At 69.0% G+C, this 16,386-nt stretch carries 11 protein-coding genes and 1 tRNA gene; 2 read left to right on the forward strand and 10 right to left on the reverse strand.

All coding sequences use genetic code 11. The features are described 5' to 3' along the window. Positions 1-172 precede the first annotated feature (172 nt). Positions 173-1,771 (forward strand): DUF3352 domain-containing protein, encoded by a 1,599-nt coding sequence (locus FNH13_RS17470; protein WP_143784615.1) that lies wholly within the window; start codon positions 173-175, stop codon positions 1,769-1,771. Positions 1,772-2,124: 353 nt separating this feature from the next. Here FNH13_RS17470 and FNH13_RS17475 read toward each other — a convergent pair. The 5 genes from FNH13_RS17475 to FNH13_RS17495 all read right to left on the reverse strand — a co-directional run bounded on the left by FNH13_RS17475 (position 2,125) and on the right by FNH13_RS17495 (position 6,457). After that, positions 2,125-2,198 (reverse strand) — tRNA-Thr (locus FNH13_RS17475). 116 nt (positions 2,199-2,314) lie between these two features. Continuing rightward, a complete protein-coding gene (locus tag FNH13_RS17480) occupies positions 2,315-3,961 on the reverse strand; it encodes an alpha/beta hydrolase (RefSeq protein WP_228266474.1) in 1,647 nt (548 codons plus the stop codon). A gap of 44 nt (positions 3,962-4,005) precedes the next feature. Further along, a complete protein-coding gene (locus FNH13_RS17485; protein WP_143784617.1) occupies positions 4,006-5,163 on the reverse strand; it encodes a DNA polymerase III subunit delta' in 1,158 nt (385 codons plus the stop codon). Further along, the gene (gene tmk, locus FNH13_RS17490) at positions 5,160-5,846 is read right to left on the reverse strand and encodes a dTMP kinase (protein ID WP_143784618.1); all 687 of its coding nucleotides are present in this window, start codon (positions 5,844-5,846) and stop codon (positions 5,160-5,162) included. Before tmk ends, FNH13_RS17485 begins: the two co-directional genes overlap by 4 nt. A 113-nt stretch (positions 5,847-5,959) precedes the next feature. Continuing rightward, positions 5,960-6,457 (reverse strand): Lrp/AsnC family transcriptional regulator, encoded by a 498-nt coding sequence (locus FNH13_RS17495; protein ID WP_228266475.1) that lies wholly within the window; start codon positions 6,455-6,457, stop codon positions 5,960-5,962. Between the two features lie 189 nt (positions 6,458-6,646). Between FNH13_RS17495 and FNH13_RS17500 the strand changes: the two genes are divergently transcribed. Then, positions 6,647-7,849, forward strand: a complete 1,203-nt coding sequence (locus FNH13_RS17500; RefSeq protein ID WP_143784619.1) for a trans-sulfuration enzyme family protein — start codon at positions 6,647-6,649, stop codon at positions 7,847-7,849. On the opposite strand, the gene topA is transcribed toward FNH13_RS17500, so the two are convergent. The 5 genes from topA to FNH13_RS17530 form a co-directional block, all read right to left on the reverse strand. Next, positions 7,803-10,610, reverse strand: coding sequence for a type I DNA topoisomerase (gene topA / locus FNH13_RS17505; protein WP_228266476.1), 2,808 nt, complete (start codon positions 10,608-10,610; stop codon positions 7,803-7,805). The two genes, FNH13_RS17500 and topA, sit on opposite strands and share 47 nt — an antisense overlap. Before the next feature lie 155 nt (positions 10,611-10,765). Next, complete coding sequence (locus FNH13_RS17510) at positions 10,766-11,671, reverse strand: aminoglycoside phosphotransferase family protein (RefSeq protein WP_143784621.1); 906 nt, start codon at positions 11,669-11,671, stop codon at positions 10,766-10,768. Positions 11,672-11,889: 218 nt separating this feature from the next. Next, a complete protein-coding gene (locus FNH13_RS17520) occupies positions 11,890-13,911 on the reverse strand; it encodes an ABC transporter ATP-binding protein (protein ID WP_143784622.1) in 2,022 nt (673 codons plus the stop codon). Beyond that, a complete protein-coding gene (locus tag FNH13_RS17525) occupies positions 13,911-15,641 on the reverse strand; it encodes an ABC transporter ATP-binding protein (RefSeq protein WP_143784623.1) in 1,731 nt (576 codons plus the stop codon). Before FNH13_RS17525 ends, FNH13_RS17520 begins: the two co-directional genes overlap by 1 nt. Further along, positions 15,642-16,286 (reverse strand): TetR/AcrR family transcriptional regulator, encoded by a 645-nt coding sequence (locus FNH13_RS17530; RefSeq protein ID WP_143784624.1) that lies wholly within the window; start codon positions 16,284-16,286, stop codon positions 15,642-15,644. Between the last annotated feature and the right edge of the window lie 100 nt (positions 16,287-16,386).

A 16,386-nucleotide genomic window follows, 5' to 3' on the forward strand; every position in this document is an offset into this window, starting at 1 on the left:
ATGTCTTTCAGCAGGTCACTTATGCGCCCGCCGAAATCGCCATCGTCTTCGATCACCCGGTCACGATTCGATAACGAAAAATGTATGCACGGTATCCTGGGAAGCATTCGAACCGTCCCACGGCTGCCGTGAGCCGATCGGTGAGACCTCGACACGATCCCAAGGGGGAACCATGACTGCACCACCTGCCGGCGCTTTCGATCCATCCCAGAGCGCCTCCTATACCTACGAGCCGCCCCAGCAGGGCAGCAAGAGCCGACCGGCTCTGCTGGTCGCCCTGGCAGTGGTGGCAGCCCTGGTCATCGGCGGAGGTGCCTTCGCCGTGACGCGCGCCCTCGGTGGCGGCGGCGACCAGCCGGCGAGCGCCCTCCCGGCTGACACCGCGGCCTACCTGCGACTGGACATCGACCCGAAGGTCGGCCAGAAGATCGCTGCGGTGCGCTTCTTCGACGCGCTCGACGACGATGCCCTCGAGACACTGCGCAGCGAGGACATCCGCAAGGAGTTCTTCGACTGGATGGCTGAGGAGGAGGAGGCCTTCGCCTCCATCGACTACGCCGAGGACATCGAGCCCTGGCTGGGCGATCGGATGGGCCTGGGGATCGTGCCCAACGGCAGCGACGAGCCCTTCTTCGGCATCGCGCTGCAGGTCAAGGACGAGGACGCTGCCAACGAGGGACTGACCAAGCTGCAGGAGGCGACCAACAGCACCAGCGACGACGGCCTGGACTGGTACTTCCACGGCGACTACGCCGTCCTGACCACCACCGACGCGGTCGGCTCGCTGCAGGACCTCGTGGAGGAAGGCACCCTCGCTGACAAGGACACCTTCACGCAGGACATGGCTGCCCTGGGCGATGAGGGTGTCGTCTCCGGCTGGGTCGATGTGGAGCCGTTGGCAGCACTCGTCGACAGCCCGCTGGCGCAGGAGACCCTGGATGACGCCAGCGCACTGGACGCCACCGGCGCCCTAGGCAGCATGGCCGGCACGAGCCAGCTGGCCAGCGAGGCTGCGACCGGCCGCTACGCCGCCGCCGTGCGCTTCTCCGAGAACAACATCGAGGTCCACGGCGTGACCCGTGGCCTCGAGGCCACCGGCATCGAGGGCGGGGACAGCGCTCAGCTGATCCTGGACCTGCCGGAGGACACCGTCGGGGCCTTCGGGCTGGAGCACGGTGACCAGCTGGTCGCCAACGCCTACGCCGCCTTCCAGGAGCAGTTCCCGCAGGAGGTCACCGAGGCCGAGCAGTCCGCGGCAGAGGCTGGCTTCACCCTGCCCGACGACATCCAGACCCTGGTCGGCAGCAGCCTCGTGCTGTCGGCGGGCCCGGGCCTCCTGGAGCTCGAGGACCTGGACGACATGCAGCTGTGGGAGGTCGCCTACCGCAGCGAGACTGACACCGACGCCGCACAGGATCTGCTGACCCGCGCCTTCGGCGCCGCCGGGACCCCAGAGGCAGACGATTTCCTGATCCAGCGCACCGACGATGGCGCCCTGACCCTCGGCGTCTCCCAGTCCTACGTCGACGCCGTCGCCGAGGGCGGAACCCTGGGTGACACCGACCTCTTCAAGAGCGCAGTGCCCAACGCTGGCGACGCTGACTCCGTGTTCTACGTCAACATCAACAGCCTGGAGCACCTCTACCTCAACGAGGTCGAGGACGCTGAGGCGAAGAACGCTCTGGAGCAGCTGGCAGCCGTGGGCTTCAGCGCTGCCGCGGACAACGAGGGCAACGGCGAGTTCACCCTCCGCTTCGTGGCCGACGAGTGACGCACTGGGGACGGGAGTGATCCACCCCGGTCCCTGAGTCGCGCAACGCAAGAGGCCCACCCGGTCTGACCGGGTGGGCCTCTTGCAGCCCACCTCAGGGTTGCGTGCCGCATAGACCGCAGCAAGGCCGACATGGTCGAAGGGGCCTCGTCGAAGCCGAGTGAGTGTCGGCTGGCCGGGGATTACCGGTACGCCCGTTGAGGTACATCCCAGACGATCCACCCCGGTGGCAGCGTCGGCGCGCCACCAGGGTCCGGCTCTGCGACCGGCCAGTGGTCGCAATGTGCCCGCAAACGCAAGTGCAGGCCAGGCCGTGAACCTTCCGGAACACGGTCTGGCCTGCACTGGTTCTGAGCCGCCTATCGGAATCGAACCGATGACCTATTCATTACGAGTGAATCGCTCTAGCCGACTGAGCTAAGGCGGCACACGCCCCGCAGAGGGCGCCAAGGGAGGATAACCGATCGTGAGACGCCAGAGCGAATCGCCCGCCCGGTCACGAACGCTGCCAGCAGGGCAGCGCGCCGTCCATCCCGATCCCTGTCAGCAGGACAGTCCGTCCTCGGGCACGGTGCCCTCGGTCAGGAAGGCGTCGATGGCGTCGTCGACGCAGTCGTTGGACCGTCCGTAGGCCGTGTGCCCGTCCCCGTCAAAGGAGACCAGCACACCCGAGTCGAGCATGTCGGCCAGCGCGACCGCCTGCTCGTAGGGAGTGGCCGGGTCCCGGGTGGTCCCGATGACCACGATGGGCGCGGCGCCCTCAGCGGTGTACTCGGTCAGCGGCGGCCCGTCGATGGCCACCGGCCAGTCCTCACAGGTCGACTTGTCCATCGTCGCGAAATGACGACCCCACGTCGGCGAGGCCTCGACGTAGCGGCGCAGAGCCTCCTCGTCATCCACCTCCGGTGCGTCATTGTTAGAGCTGTCGAGGCACTGGACGGCATAGAAGGCCTGGGACGAGTTGCTGTTGTGCGTGCCGTCCGTGCCGCGGTCGAAGTAGAGGTTGGCCAGGAACATCAGCATCGTCCCATCGCCGTCCTGCGCGGACCGGATCGCCTGCGTGAGGATGGGCCAGCCCGCCTGGTCATACATCGCGACGACGATCCCATACATCGCCCACCCCTCCGTGAGCTCCCCCGCGGGGTCGCTGTCGAGGGGGATCGGCTCGGCATCCAGTTGTGCGAGCAGGTCCGGGATCGCCTGCATCGCCGAGTCCACGTCGCCGCCCAGGGGGCAGTCCCCCTGTGCCACGCAGTCCTCGACATAGGCCCTGGTCGCCCGCTCGAAACCCTCGGTCTGGGCCACGGCCGAGTCGATGCCCACCATCGTGGGATCCACCGCACCGTCGAGCACGAAGCGACCGACATTGGCCGGGAAGAGCTCGGCATAGGTCGCTCCGAGCACCGTGCCGTAGGAGGCGCCGAAGTAGTCCAGCTGCTCCTGTCCCAGGGCCGAGCGCAGGACGTCCATGTCACGCACGACCTCAACGGTCGAGACGTGACCGAGCAGTTCACCGCTGTTCTCCTCGCACGCGGCCGCGAAGTCCCGGCCCTGCTGCAGTGCCGCCTCCTCCTCCGCCGCGTCGTCCGGCGTCGGGTCAAAGCCGATCCACTCATCCATCCGGGCGTCGTCGAAGCAGGTGATCGGCGCCGACTGGCCCACACCGCGAGGGTCGAACCCGACGATGTCGTAGTGCTCTCGCACGGTGTCCGAATAGACCATGCCCGCGCTCCGGGCATAGTCAACGCCGGAACCACCGGGGCCACCGGGATTGAGCACCAGCGAGCCCTGACTGCTGTCCCCGGCGGGCACCCGGAGCAGGGCCAGCTCGATGGTGGACCCGTCCGGCTCGTCGTAGTCGATCGGGACGGTCAGGGTCGCGCACTCACCGCCGTCACAGCTCTCCCAGGCGATGTCCTGTCCGTAGAACTCCTCCAGACCCTCCGGCACGGCGCCTGCACCCCCCGTGGCGGGTCCGGTGCCTCCGCCCGTGCCCTGCCCGGCGTCACCAGTGGCCTCACCAGTGTCTCCCGTGCCCTGCCCCTTGTCGGAGCCCGTGCTGCTCTGCTGGCCCGGCTCGACACGCTCGGTCGAGGGTGCACCCGTGCACCCCGCCGCGACGAGGCCCAGCAGGGCCCCGCCCACAGCGAGACTGCTGAGCCGCCCCCGCACGCTCCCATTGGTCCTCACACTCGGTCCTCTCCTCGACTGTGGTGTCCCCACCCGGTTGATCGTCATCCGTGCTGGCCCGCCCTCGGCAGGATCAACGCAATCATCATCGCCTCCAGCACCAGCAATGGCGAACCGTTGGCGATGAGTCGCTGTCGGGCCAGTCCGATCGTGTCGAGCGCCTGGAGCAGCTGCACCGGGGTGAAGGCACGCGCCACCTCCTGCAGCGCCGCGACCTCCGTGGAGTTGATCGGGGCCACACCGGTCTTGAGCACCAGGGCATCGCGATAGACCGTGGTGAGGTCCGTGAGCGCGGCATCGATCGTGTCGTGCTGCTGGCGTCTGGCCAGCCGCTTCTGCCGCTCGTCAAACTCTTTGAGGTGAGTCCGTATGGCGGGGGGCTGGGTCCGCGCCGACGGATCCGCCCCGAGCTGACGCAGCAGGTCGGCGCGCGCCTCGTCGGCCTCGGCACCGGCTGTCCCGGCGGAGCCCTCGACCGCTGTGGCGTGCAGGTTCTCCGCGGCGTCGAGCGCGGCACCCAGGGTGGTCAGAGTCAGCGGGATGGCCGTCACCTGGTGCCGTCTGGTGCGGGCGTCCTCGTTGCGTGCCAACCGGCGGGCGATCCCGATGTGGGACTGCGCCGCCCGCGCGGCGTAGTGGGCCATGGCCGGGTCGATGCCGTCCCGGTGCTGCAGCAGCTCGGCGACGTCATCCACGGGTGGGGTGCGCAGCCGCAGGTGCCGGCAGCGCGAGCGGACCGTCACCAGGATGTCTTCCAGGGAGGGGGCGCACAGCATCCACACCGTGCGCGGCGGCGGCTCCTCCAGAGACTTCAGCAGGGCGTCGGCCGCCTGGTCGTTGAGGCGGTCGGCGTCCTCGATGATCAGCACCCGCCATCGTCCGACTCCAGGCCGGGACCCGGCCGCCAGGGCCAGTTCCCTGGCCCGTCCCACCCGGATGAAGGTCTCGGAGGTCGCTTCGACGATGAGGTCGGCATGACTACCGGCCAGGACGGTCCGGCAGGCCTGACACTGCCCGCACCCGGGCGCACCGGGACCCTCGCACTGCAGGGCGGCCGCGAAGGCCCGGGCCGCCTTGGAACGGCCCGAGCCCGGGGGCCCGGTGAAGAGCCAGGCGTGAGTCATCGCACCCGGCGTGCTGACGGCCGTCCGCAGCTGCTCGATGAGCGGGGCCTGGCCGACCAGCTCGTCGAAGACGCTCACCGCACCACGTCCTGGTGACTCACCGGGACCAGCATCCTGAGGTCCGGGCTGCGGCCGGCCAGAGCTCGGCACACCGCCCGGTGCAGGTCCATCGGGTCACGCCCGGCGTCGAGGACCAGGTAGCGAGCCGGATCCCGCTCGGCGAGCTGGCGATATCCCTGTCGCACGGCCTCGTGGAAGGCGTCGTCCTCACGCTCGAGCCGGTCGTGCACTCCCCCGCGACGCGCTCGCCCCTCCGCCGCCGTGACGTCGAGGAGCACCGTGAGCTCGGGCAGCAAGTCCTCCACGGCCCAGCGAGAGATGTCACGCACGTCGTCGTGGCTGAGTGCCCGTGCGACGCCCTGATAGGCGATGGAGGAGTCCATATAACGGTCGGTGAGCACAACGGCTCGGCGCTCCAGCGCCGGGCGCACCACGGTCGCGACGTGGTGGGCCCGGTCTGCGGCAAACAGCAGCGCCTCGGCTCGAGGTGCGACATGGTCACCGTGCAACAGCACCTGTCGGATCTGCGCGCCGAGCTCGGTGCCGCCTGGCTCTCGCGTCAGCACCACCTCGCGACCGATCGCCTCGAGCGCCGCGCCGAGCAGTCGCGACTGGGTCGACTTGCCCGCGCCGTCACCGCCCTCGAACGCGACAAAGAGGCCGGAGGGCTCCGGCGTCGGCGAGGTGGGTTCCTGCGGCACAGGCTGAGCCTAGGCGACATCGCTGACAGGAGGGTGAGAGCACCCACAGGCACGCTTTCACCAGGGCTCTTGCGTGAAGAGGCCTCACTCTCTGCCACTTGCGCGAGGAACCCTCACGCCTCGAGGCCGCTGAGCGTCGCCTCTCCCTTGAGCATGTCGAAGATCAGCGCGGTCTCGGCGTGCAGGACACCGGGCCGGTTGGTGAGGTGATCGAGCACGAAGTCGCGCAGGGCGTCGGCCGACTCACACGCCACGTGCACGAAGTAGTCGGTGGCCCCGCTGACGTGATAGGCCGACAGGACTCCCGGGAGCTTGGGCACCTCCTGCCGGAACTGCTCGAAGTGGCTGCGCCGGTGCCCCCCGAAGCGGACCGCGATCATCGCCTGCACGGGACGGCCGACCAGCGCGGGGTCGATGTCCGCATGGATCCCCCGGATCACTCCTGCCTCGCGCAGCGCACGCACCCGCACCAGGCAGGTCGACTCGGCGACGCCGACCTCGCGCGCCAGGGTGGCGTTCGAGGTCCGACCGTCCTTCTCCAGCAGGGCCACCAGATGCTGATCGATCCGGTCGAGGACCACACCGCCGTCGGACTGCACCATCTTCGCCATGTCGCGATCATAGCGCCGATGCGTCACAGAAACCACGCTCGGACTCACCTGACACCGCAGACAGTGAGGCATCCTGGCATTTTTCCCGCAGATCAGCCAGAATAGTGTCCTGGGTGGACCGAGGGTGATCACCCACGATCAGAGCCGGTCGGCGACGGTGCCGCCGGTGGAGCAGAGGAGTGAACAACAATGTCGTTCGACACCGTGGCCGTGCACGCCGCACGCGAGGATCTGACCGCTCTGGGTGTGCACGTGCCGCCCATCGACCTGTCCTCGACCTATCCGCTGCCGAGCATCGAGGCCGGCGGTCAGGCCTATGACCGCATGGCGGAGGGGCACAGCCGGGAGGAGGGCCAGACGCCGGTCTATCAGCGGCTCTGGAGCCCTGGGGTGGCTCGCTTCGAGGAGGCGCTCGCGCGACTGGAGGGCGCAGAGGCCGGGATCGGCTTCGCCTCCGGGATGGCTGCGCTGACCGCCACCCTGCTGAGCTGCGTCGCCGCCGGGACACCCCACGTGGTCGCCGTCCGGCCCCTGTATGGCGGCAGCGACCACCTGCTCGAGACCGGACTGCTCGGCACCCGCGTCACCTGGGCCGACCCCCATGAGGTCGCAGCTGCGATCCAGGCCGACACCGGGCTGGTGATCGTCGAGACCCCCGCCAACCCCACCCTGGAGCTGGTGGACCTGCGGGCGCTCGTCGCCCAGGCCGGGACGGTCCCCGTCCTCGTGGACAACACCTTCGCGACACCGGTGCTGCAGCGCCCGTTGGAGCAGGGCGCCAGCATCGTCCTGCACTCGGTCACCAAGTTTCTCGCCGGCCACGGCGACGTCCTCGGCGGGATCGTGGCGACCTCCGAGGAGCTCGCCTCCCGCATCCGCCCGGTCCGGGCACTCACCGGCGCGACCATGCACCCGCTGGCGGCCTACCTGGCCCATCGGGGACTCCAGACCCTGCCGGTGCGGGTGCGGGCCCAGCAGGACACCGCCCAGGTGGTGGCGCACTGGCTGGTCAACCACACCGATGTCCAGCACGTGCACTACCCGGGGCTGGGCGGCTCAGACCCGGCGGGGCTGGTCGGGGACCAGATGTCCGGGCCCGGTGCAATCCTCGCCATGGACCTGGGGTCCTTCGAACGGGCTCGGCAGGTTGCTGAGCGGGTGTCCCTGATCGGCCACGCCGTCTCGCTCGGTGGGGTCGACTCGCTGATCCAGCACCCGGCCGCCCTGACGCACCGGGTGGTCACTCCGGAGGCCCGACCCGGCGCTGGCATCCTGCGGCTGTCCGTGGGCCTCGAGGCTGCCGAGGACCTGATCGCCGATCTCGAGCAGGCGCTCGCGACGGCGGTTAGCTCGACTTCTGAGCCGCACCTCCGGCAGCTGATTTCTTCGTAGCCGCCTTCTTGGCGGTCGTCTTCTTGGCAGCCGCCTTCTTCGTGGTCTTCTTGGCCGTCCGCTTGCGGGTGGTCGGTCCCTTGGCCCGCTTGTCGGCGAGCAGTTCAAAGCCACGCTCGGGGGTCACCGTCGCGGGGTCGTCGTCCTTGCGAAGGGTCGCATTGGTCTCACCGTCGGTGACGTAGGGACCGAAGCGACCCTCCTTGACCACGACGGGCTTGCCGCTGACCGGGTCGTTGCCGAGCTCCTTCAGGGGCGGTGCGGCGGCCCGGCCACGCTGCTTGGGCTGGGCATAGATCGCCAGCGCCTCCTCGAGCGTGATGTCGAACAGCTGGCTCTCGGTCGTCAGCGACCGGGAGTCGGTGCCCTTCTTCAGGTAGGGGCCGTAGCGACCGTTCTGGGCGGTGATGTCCTCACCGCTCTCCGGGTCGGCACCGACCACCCGCGGCAGGCTCAGCAACCGCAGCGCTGTGTCGAGCTCGATGGTGGCCAGATCCATGTCCTCGAAGAGGCTTGCCGTGCGCGGCTTGACCTTCGCCGCCTTCTTTGTCGCCTTCTTTGCAGGAGCCTTCTTGGCCGGCGTGGCCGGGGAGCCTGGCCCGCCCTCCGGAGTGGCGGTCGCCGCGGCCCCGGGCTCGGGGTCCTCCGGCAGCACCTCGGTGACATATGGCCCGTAGCGGCCGGCCCTGGCGACGATGTCGCGGCCCGTGGCGGGGTCCTGCCCCAGGACGCGTCCGTCGTCGGCGGCAGCCTCGAGCAGCTCGCGGCCCTTCTCCGGGGTCATCTCGTCGGGGGCGATCTCGTCGGAGATCGTGGCGCGCCGGGGCGGGTCGTCGGTGGAGTTCGTGTCCTCGACATAGGGGCCGTAGCGACCGACCCGCACGACTATGCCGTCGCCGATGTCGATGGTGGACACTCCCCGGGCGTCGATGTCGCCCAGGTCGGCAACGAGGTCCTGCAGACCCTCCGCATCGGTGGCCTGGTCTCCGAAGTAGAACCTCTTCAACCAGGAGACGCGCTGCTCGTCACCGGCCTCGATGCGGTCCAGGCCCTCCTCCATCGATGCCGTGAAGTCATAGTCCACCAGGCGCTCGAAGTGCTCCTCCAGCAGGCGGGTGACCGCGAACGCCAGCCAGGTGGGGATGAGTGCAGATCCTCTGGTGCGCACGTAGCCCCGGTCCTGGATGGTGCCGACGGTGGAGGCATAGGTCGAGGGACGTCCGATCCCCTTCTCCTCCAGCGCCTTCACCAGGGTGGCCTCGGTGTAGCGGGCCGGCGGGGAGGTCCGGTGACCCTGCGCCTCAGTGTCGAGGACGTCCAGCGCCACCCCCTCGGACAGCCGCGGCAACCGCCGCTCCTGCTCCTCGGTGGGACGCGCGTGACGGTCCTCGTCCCGTCCCTCCTCATAGGCGGCCAGGAACCCACGGAAGGTGATGACCGTGCCGGAGGCGCTGAACTCGACCTCCCGGGCGTCGTGGCCGGAGGGCAGCGTCGCGGCCAGCTTGACGCTGGCGGTCGAGCCCTTGGCGTCGGCCATCTGCGAGGCGACGGTGCGCTTCCAGATCAGCTCATAGAGTGCATACTCCTGGCCGCGGAGCGCTCCGGCCACCTGCGCGGGGGTGCGGAAGGAGTCTCCCGCGGGACGGATCGCCTCGTGCGCCTCCTGGGCGTTCTTGCTCTTCTTGCCGTAACGGCGGGGCGCGTCGGGCACGAACTCCGCGCCATACAGGTCACGGGCCTGCGCCCGGGCCGCACTGACCGCCGACTCGGAGATCGTGGTCGAGTCGGTGCGCATGTAGGTGATGTAGCCGTTCTCGTAGAGCCGCTGCGCGGTCCGCATCGTCGACTGCGCGTTCAACCGGAGCTTGCGGCTCGCCTCCTGCTGCAGGGTGGAGGTGGTGAAGGGTGCGGAGGGACGGCGGGTGTAGGGCTTCTCCGAGACCTGGCGGACGACGACCTGCGCCTCGCGGGTGCCCTCGGCGATGCTAGTGGCGAGCGCGGCCTCGAGGTGGACCAGTCCGGAGCTCTTCAGCGCCCCGCGGTCATCGAAGTCGCGGCCGGTGGCGACCCGCTTGCCGTCGACCCCGGTCAACCGGGCCAGGAACGCCTGCCCACCGCTCCCCTCGGGGGCGAACTCGCCCTCGACGTCCCAGTAGGACGCGGAGCGGAACGCCATGCGCTCGCGCTCCCGCTCGACCACCATGCGCGTGGCCACCGACTGCACCCGACCGGCGGAGAGTCCCTGCCGCACCTTGCGCCACAGGACGGGGCTGACCTCGTAGCCGTAGAGCCGGTCTAGGACCCGACGGGTCTCCTGGGCGTCGACCCGGTCCATGTTGAGGTCCCGGGTCTCGTTGACGGCGCGCTGGATCGCCTCGCGGGTGATCTCGTGAAAGACCATGCGCTTGACCGGCACCTTGGGCTGCAGGACCTCCAGCAGGTGCCAGGCGATCGCCTCGCCCTCGCGGTCCTCATCCGTGGCGAGATAGAGCTCGTCGGCATTCTTGAGGTGCCGCTTGAGTTCGTTGACCTTCTTCTTCTTGTCGGCGTCGACCACGTAGTAGGGGTCGAAGTCGTCCTCGACGTTGATCGCAAACTTGCCGAACGGCCCCTTTTTCATCTCGACCGGGAGCTCGCTGGGATTGGGCAGATCCCGGATGTGCCCAATGCTGGCGTCGACCACATAGTCAGGACCGAGGTACTCCCCGATGCTCTTGACCTTGCCTGGTGACTCGACGATAACTAGCTTGCGACCGCTCACGGGACCTTCCATTTCTCCCCCCGAGCGTGTCGCGGATTCGTCGCGACCTCGACGCCTAGGAGGAACGGCGCTCACGCTAGCCCATCCCCCAGAGCGTCAGCACACAGGTTCCCGGACAGCATCCCACCGCTGTCACTCACCACCTCGCTGCACGGCTAGCGCGAGAGGAGGGCATCGGGCGCCTCGAGCAGCTGCGCGACGGTGTGCTCGGCGATGGCCGTGAACTGCGGGCTGTCGGCCGACAGCGCGAGGGAGTTGACGGCATACAGCACGGCCCAGCCCCGCGCCCGCTGCCAGAGCGCCTCGTCCCGACCCGCCAGCTGGGAGTAGCGCACCACGAAGGCCGCGCGCCCCTCCCAGGAGAAGGTCTGCCAGGCCGTGGCCAGGTCGGAGGCAGGGTCGCCCTGGGTCAGGTCTCCGAAGTCGATGACGGCGGCGAGGCTGCCCCGGCGCACCACCATGTTGAGCGGGTGCGGGTCGCCATGCACCCACCGTGGCGGGCCGTCATAGACCGGCGCGGCCAGGGCCCGCTCCCACTGGGCCAGCAGGTCATCGCCTCGGGGATGACCGACGCTGCTGAGCCGCTCCCGGAGGGTCGCGTCGCGCAGGGCCAGCGGCACACCGCGGACCAGGCTCTGGGGCGCGTCGCTGGGCGCGGGTTGGTGCAGCTGGGCAGCGAACCGGGCGAGCACCCCGGCCCAGTGCGCCCTGGCAGCGACCGGGCTCTCGGCCGCAGGCCGGCCCTCGATCCACCGGGTGATCGACCAGGACCAGGGGAAGTATGCCGTGGGGTGGCCGTGCCGCACCGGCGCCGGGACGGGCAGGTCGACCAGGCGCGCGACCTCGGGGAGCCACCGGTGCTCGTGGGCCACCAGCCCAGCGGCCGCCTGCCGTCGCGGCAGCCGGACCAGATAGTGCTGGCCCAGCCGGAAGATCGCGTTGTCCCACCCCTCACCGAGCGGACTCAGCGGACGGTCTGCCAGGTCGGGATGCTGGTCGGCGAGCAGCGTGCGGACCAGCTCGAGATCGATGGCGACCTCGGCCGGTGGACCGGAACTCATCGCCTCAGGCTACCCATCCGGCATCCTGTTCGTCGCGATCTTCCTCGCCTCGGGCATCGGCCACCTGAAGGCCACCGACGCCATGGCCGGATACGCCGAGTACACGAAGGTGCGGGCCGCTCGCCTCAGCGTCATCGTCTCCGGCGTGCTGATGATCGTCGGTGCCCTGTCCGTGCTGCTGGGCGTCTGGGGCGACCTGGGCTCGCTGCTGCTGAGGGTCAGGTCGTGGTCTGCAGTTCCTCGTCGATGTCGACCGCCGAGCCGGCGAACTGCGACTGGTAGAGACGGGCGTAGGCGCCGTCGCTGGCCAACAGGTCCTCGTGCGTGCCCTTCTCGACGATCGCGCCGGCCTCCATCACCAGGATCAGGTCCGCGTCCCGGATCGTGGAGAGCCGGTGCGCGATGACAAAGCTGGTGCGGTCACTGCGCAGCGCGTTCATCGCGTGCTGGAGCAACAGCTCGGTGCGGGTGTCCACCGAGGAGGTCGCCTCGTCCAGGATCAGCAGGGCCGGGTCCGACAGGAAGGCACGCGCGATCGTGATCAGCTGCTTCTCCCCCGCGCTGACATTGCTGCCCTCGGAGTTGAGCACGGTGTCATAGCCCTCCGGGAGGGTGCGCACGAAGCGGTCGACATAGGTGGCCTCGGCCGCCTCGATGATCTCGGCCTCGGTGGCCTCCGGGCGTCCGTAGGCGATGTTCTCCCTGATGGTGCCCTCGAACAGCCAGGTGTCCTGCAGCACCATCCCGATGCGCGAGCGCAGGCCCTTGCGGGTCAGGTCGGTGATGTCCTCACCGTCCAGGGTGATCCGGCCGCCGTCCAGCTCATAGAAGCGCATCAGCAGGTTGACCAGCGTCGTCTTACCCGCGCCGGTCGGCCCGACGATCGCCACGGTCTGCCCGGGCTCGACCGTCAGGTCCAGGTCGTGGATGAGCGGACGCTCGGGGTCGTAGGAGAAGGCGACGCCCTCAAAGGTGACCCGTCCGTGCGGGTCGTCGAGGGTGGCCGGGCTGGCGGACTCCGGGTCCTGCTCGTCCGCGTCGAGGACCTCAAAGACCCGCTCGGCGGAGGCCACCCCGGACTGCATCAGGTTGGCCATCGAGGCGACCTGGGTCAGCGGCTGGGTGAACTGGCGCGAGTACTGGATGAAGGCCTGGACCTCACCCAGGCTCATCGTGCCCGAGGCGACGCGCAGCCCGCCCAGGACGGCGATGACGACATAGTTGAGGTTTCCGACGAACATCATCGTCGGCATGATGATGCCGGAGATGAACTGTGCGCCGAAGCCCGCTTCATACAGGTCGTTGTTGGCCTTGTCGAAGGTCCGCCGGCTCTCGGCCTGACGTCCGAAGACCTTGATGAGCTCGTGCCCGGTGAAGGTCTCCTCGACGATGGCGTTGACCTCGCCGGTGTGCTTCCACTGCCGCTTGAACTGCTTCTGTGCCCGGCTGCCGATCACTCCGGTGATGACGACCGAGACGGGGATGGTGATCAGCGCGACCAGCGCCAGGGTCGGGGAGATCACAAACATCATCACGACCATCGCGACCACGGTCAGCAGTGAGTTGAGCAGCTGACTGAGCGTCTGCTGCAGGCTCTGCGAGACATTGTCGATGTCATTGGTGACCCGGCTCAGGACCTCACCGCGCGGCTGCCGGTCGAAGTAGGGCAGCGGCAGCCGGTTGAGCTTGTCCTCCACGTCGCGGCGCAGGTTGTAGATGGTGCGGTTGACCACGACCACCAGCAGCCTCGCCTGGACCCAGGACAGGAGGGAGGCGACCAGATAGATGCCCATCACCAGCACCAGGACCTCACCGAGCGCGCCGAAGTCGACGCCGCGCCCCACCTCCAGGTGGTCCATGACGGCGATCATGTCGGCGAAGGTGTCCTCACCAGAGGCGCGCAACCCCTCTGCCACCTGCTCCTGCGGTGTCCCTGGCGGGACGCCCTGCTCGGCGAGGACCCGGCCGAAGAAGCCAGCAAAGATAATGTCGGTGGCCCGCGCCAGGATGTAGGGGCCGATCGCGTTGAGGACCACGGCGACCGCCGTCAGCACGACCACCAGGGAGACTGCTGCCCGGTCGGGGCGCAGCAGCCCGATCAGCCGCTTGGCGCTGTCGCCGAAGTTGGCGGCCTTCTCGGCCGGGACTCCCAGCCCACCACCGGGTGACCCGTGGCCGGCGCGCGGTCCGCGGCGGGACTCCGCCGCCTTCTCCTCCTCGGACTTGATGCCCTCGCTCATCAGGCCACCTCCGCCACGGCCTGGGACTGCACGATCTCTTGGTATGTCGTGCAGTCAGCCAGGAGGTCGTCGTGCGTGCCGACCCCGACCACCCGTCCGTCCTCGAGGACGACGATCTGGTCGGCGCCGATGATCGTGGACACCCGCTGGGCCACCACGATGACGGTCGCCTCGCCGGTCTCGGGCTCCAGGGCCGCTCGCAGCCGGCGGTCGGTCATCAGGTCCAGGGCCGAGAAGGAGTCGTCAAACAGATAGACGTCGGGGCGGCGCACCAGGGCCCGGGCGATCGCGAGCCGCTGGCGCTGGCCGCCCGAGACGTTGCCACCACCCTGGGCGATGGCCGAGTCCAGCCTCTCCGGCATGGCCTGCACGAAGTCCGTGCCCTGGGCGATCCGCAGGGCCTCCCACAGGTCCTCCTCGCTGGCCTCAGGGTCGCCATAGCGCAGGTTGTCGGCGACCGAACCGGTGAACAGGTAGGGCTTCTGCGGGACCAGTCCGACCCGGCGCCACACGTCGGACAGCTCGGCGTCCCTGACATCGACCCCGCCCATCAGCACCGCCCCCGAGCTCACGTCATACAGCCTGGGGATCAGGTTGACCAGCGTGGTCTTGCCCGCTCCGGTGGATCCGATGATCGCGGTGGTCTGCCCCGGTCGGGCGGTGAAGCTCACGCCCTGCAGGACCGGCACCTCGGCACCGGGATAGGCGAACTCCACGTCGCGGAACTCGATCTCGACCGGGCCGTGCGGGATCTGCACCGGGTTGGTCGCCTCCACCACCGTGGAGTCGGTGTCGAGCACCTCGACGATGCGACCGGCGGAGACCTCCGCCCGCGGGATCATGGTGGCCATGAAGGTCGCCATCATGACCGACATCAACACAAAGATCAGATAGGCCAGGAAGGCGGTGAGCGCGCCGATCTCCATGTTGCCGCTGTCGATCCGGTGCGCGCCGAACCACATCACCGCGATCGTCGAGGCATTGAAGATCAGCATGACCAGCGGGAACACCAGGGCCATCAGCTTGCCGACCGCCAGGGCCGTCCCGGTGTACTGCGTGTTGGCCGCGGCGAAGCGGGCTCGCTCATCGTCCTCGCGGACAAAGGCCCGCACCACGCGGATGCCGGTGATCTGCTCACGCAGCACCCGGTTGACCCAGTCAACCGACTTCTGCATCAGGGAGAACTGCGGGACCATCCGGCGGATGATCAGCCCGACGACCAGCGCCAGCAGCGGCACGGCGACCGCCATGAGCCAGGAGAGACCGACGTCCTCGCGTAGCGCCATGATGATGCCGCCGACCATCATGATCGGCACGCCGACCATCAACGTCAGACCCATGAAGGTGACGGTCTGCACCTGCGTCACGTCGTTGGTCGAGCGGGAGATCAGCGTCGGAGCACCGAAGCGTCCGACCTCCTGGGCGCTGAAGACGGCGACCCTGTCGAAGACGGACCCGCGCACATCCCGCCCCACGGACGCGGAGGTGCGGGAGGCGAGATAGGTCGCCCCGATCGTGACGGTGATCTGCACCAGGGAGACGGCGAGCATGATCGCACCCAGTCGCAGGATCGGCCCGGTCTGGCCGACGGCGACACCCTCGTCGATGATCCGGCCGTTGAGGCTGGGCAGATAGAGCGAGGCGATGGTGCTCGCCAGTTGCAGGACCAGCAGGATCACCACGAGCCAGCGATACGGGCCCAGGTGGGCGCGCAGGAGACGGATCAGCATTCAGTCGACCTTCCGGGTGCCGTCCAGCAGCACGGAGACGATGGTGGCGGGAGCGAGGGAGCGCCCCTGGTTCAGGGTGGGGTGGCTGCTGGCGAAGGTCAGCAGGCCGACCAAATCGACGAGCTCGGCGACCGGCACCCGCAGCAGGTCGGCGTCCGGCTCCAGCAGCAAGGTCAACGCCTCACCGATCGGCTGGCGCCAGGGGCGTGGCCGATGGCGCGAGTCCGGCTCGGCCGTCGTCGAGGGCTCGTGGTCTGCCGTGGTTCCGGCACGGGCCTGCCCGGCCCGGGGAGGTTCCGGAGGGTGCACGATCCCCATGGCGTGCATCAGTCCGATGACTTCCTGATAACGGCCCTGCAGGATGGTCACGGCAGCGACCATCCGCTCGCGCAGCGGCAGGGACAGGTCAACGTCATCCAGCAGCCCCAGCACCGGTGCGGGGTCGAAGGCCTGGTCCAGAGCGGCGCAGACAAGCTCCTCCTTGGTGGCGAAGGCCCGGAACAGGGTCCCCTCGGCCACCCCTGCCGCTTCGGCGATCGTGCGGGTGGTGGCGCTCTGACCCTCGTCCTGGAGCACCGTGACCGCCGCACTGAGGATCGCGGCGCGGCGTTGGTCCGGAGGCAGCGCCCGGGCGCGTGGTGGCATGCCCCGAAGCGTAAGCGGAGTGAGCGCTCACTCACAATCTGATTTTTCTCCCAGGCTCGGTGGCTACGCTGCCCCGGTTGTCCTGTCCCCGCCAGGAGGC

The sequence above is a fragment of the Ornithinimicrobium ciconiae genome, from assembly GCF_007197575.1.
GTDB classification, from domain to species: Bacteria; Actinomycetota; Actinomycetes; order Actinomycetales; family Dermatophilaceae; genus Ornithinicoccus; species Ornithinicoccus ciconiae.

Coding starts and splice junctions, on each gene's coding strand:
- FNH13_RS17470 (WP_143784615.1), top strand. CDS start 173: ATGACTGCACCACCTGCCGGCGCTTTCGATCCATCCCAGAGCGCCTCC.
- FNH13_RS17495 (WP_228266475.1), bottom strand. CDS start 6,457: ATGGCGAAGATGGTGCAGTCCGACGGCGGTGTGGTCCTCGACCGGATC.
- FNH13_RS17500 (WP_143784619.1), top strand. CDS start 6,647: ATGTCGTTCGACACCGTGGCCGTGCACGCCGCACGCGAGGATCTGACC.
- FNH13_RS17510 (WP_143784621.1), bottom strand. CDS start 11,671: ATGAGTTCCGGTCCACCGGCCGAGGTCGCCATCGATCTCGAGCTGGTC.
- FNH13_RS17520 (WP_143784622.1), bottom strand. CDS start 13,911: ATGAGCGAGGGCATCAAGTCCGAGGAGGAGAAGGCGGCGGAGTCCCGC.
- FNH13_RS17525 (WP_143784623.1), bottom strand. CDS start 15,641: ATGCTGATCCGTCTCCTGCGCGCCCACCTGGGCCCGTATCGCTGGCTC.
- FNH13_RS17530 (WP_143784624.1), bottom strand. CDS start 16,286: ATGCCACCACGCGCCCGGGCGCTGCCTCCGGACCAACGCCGCGCCGCG.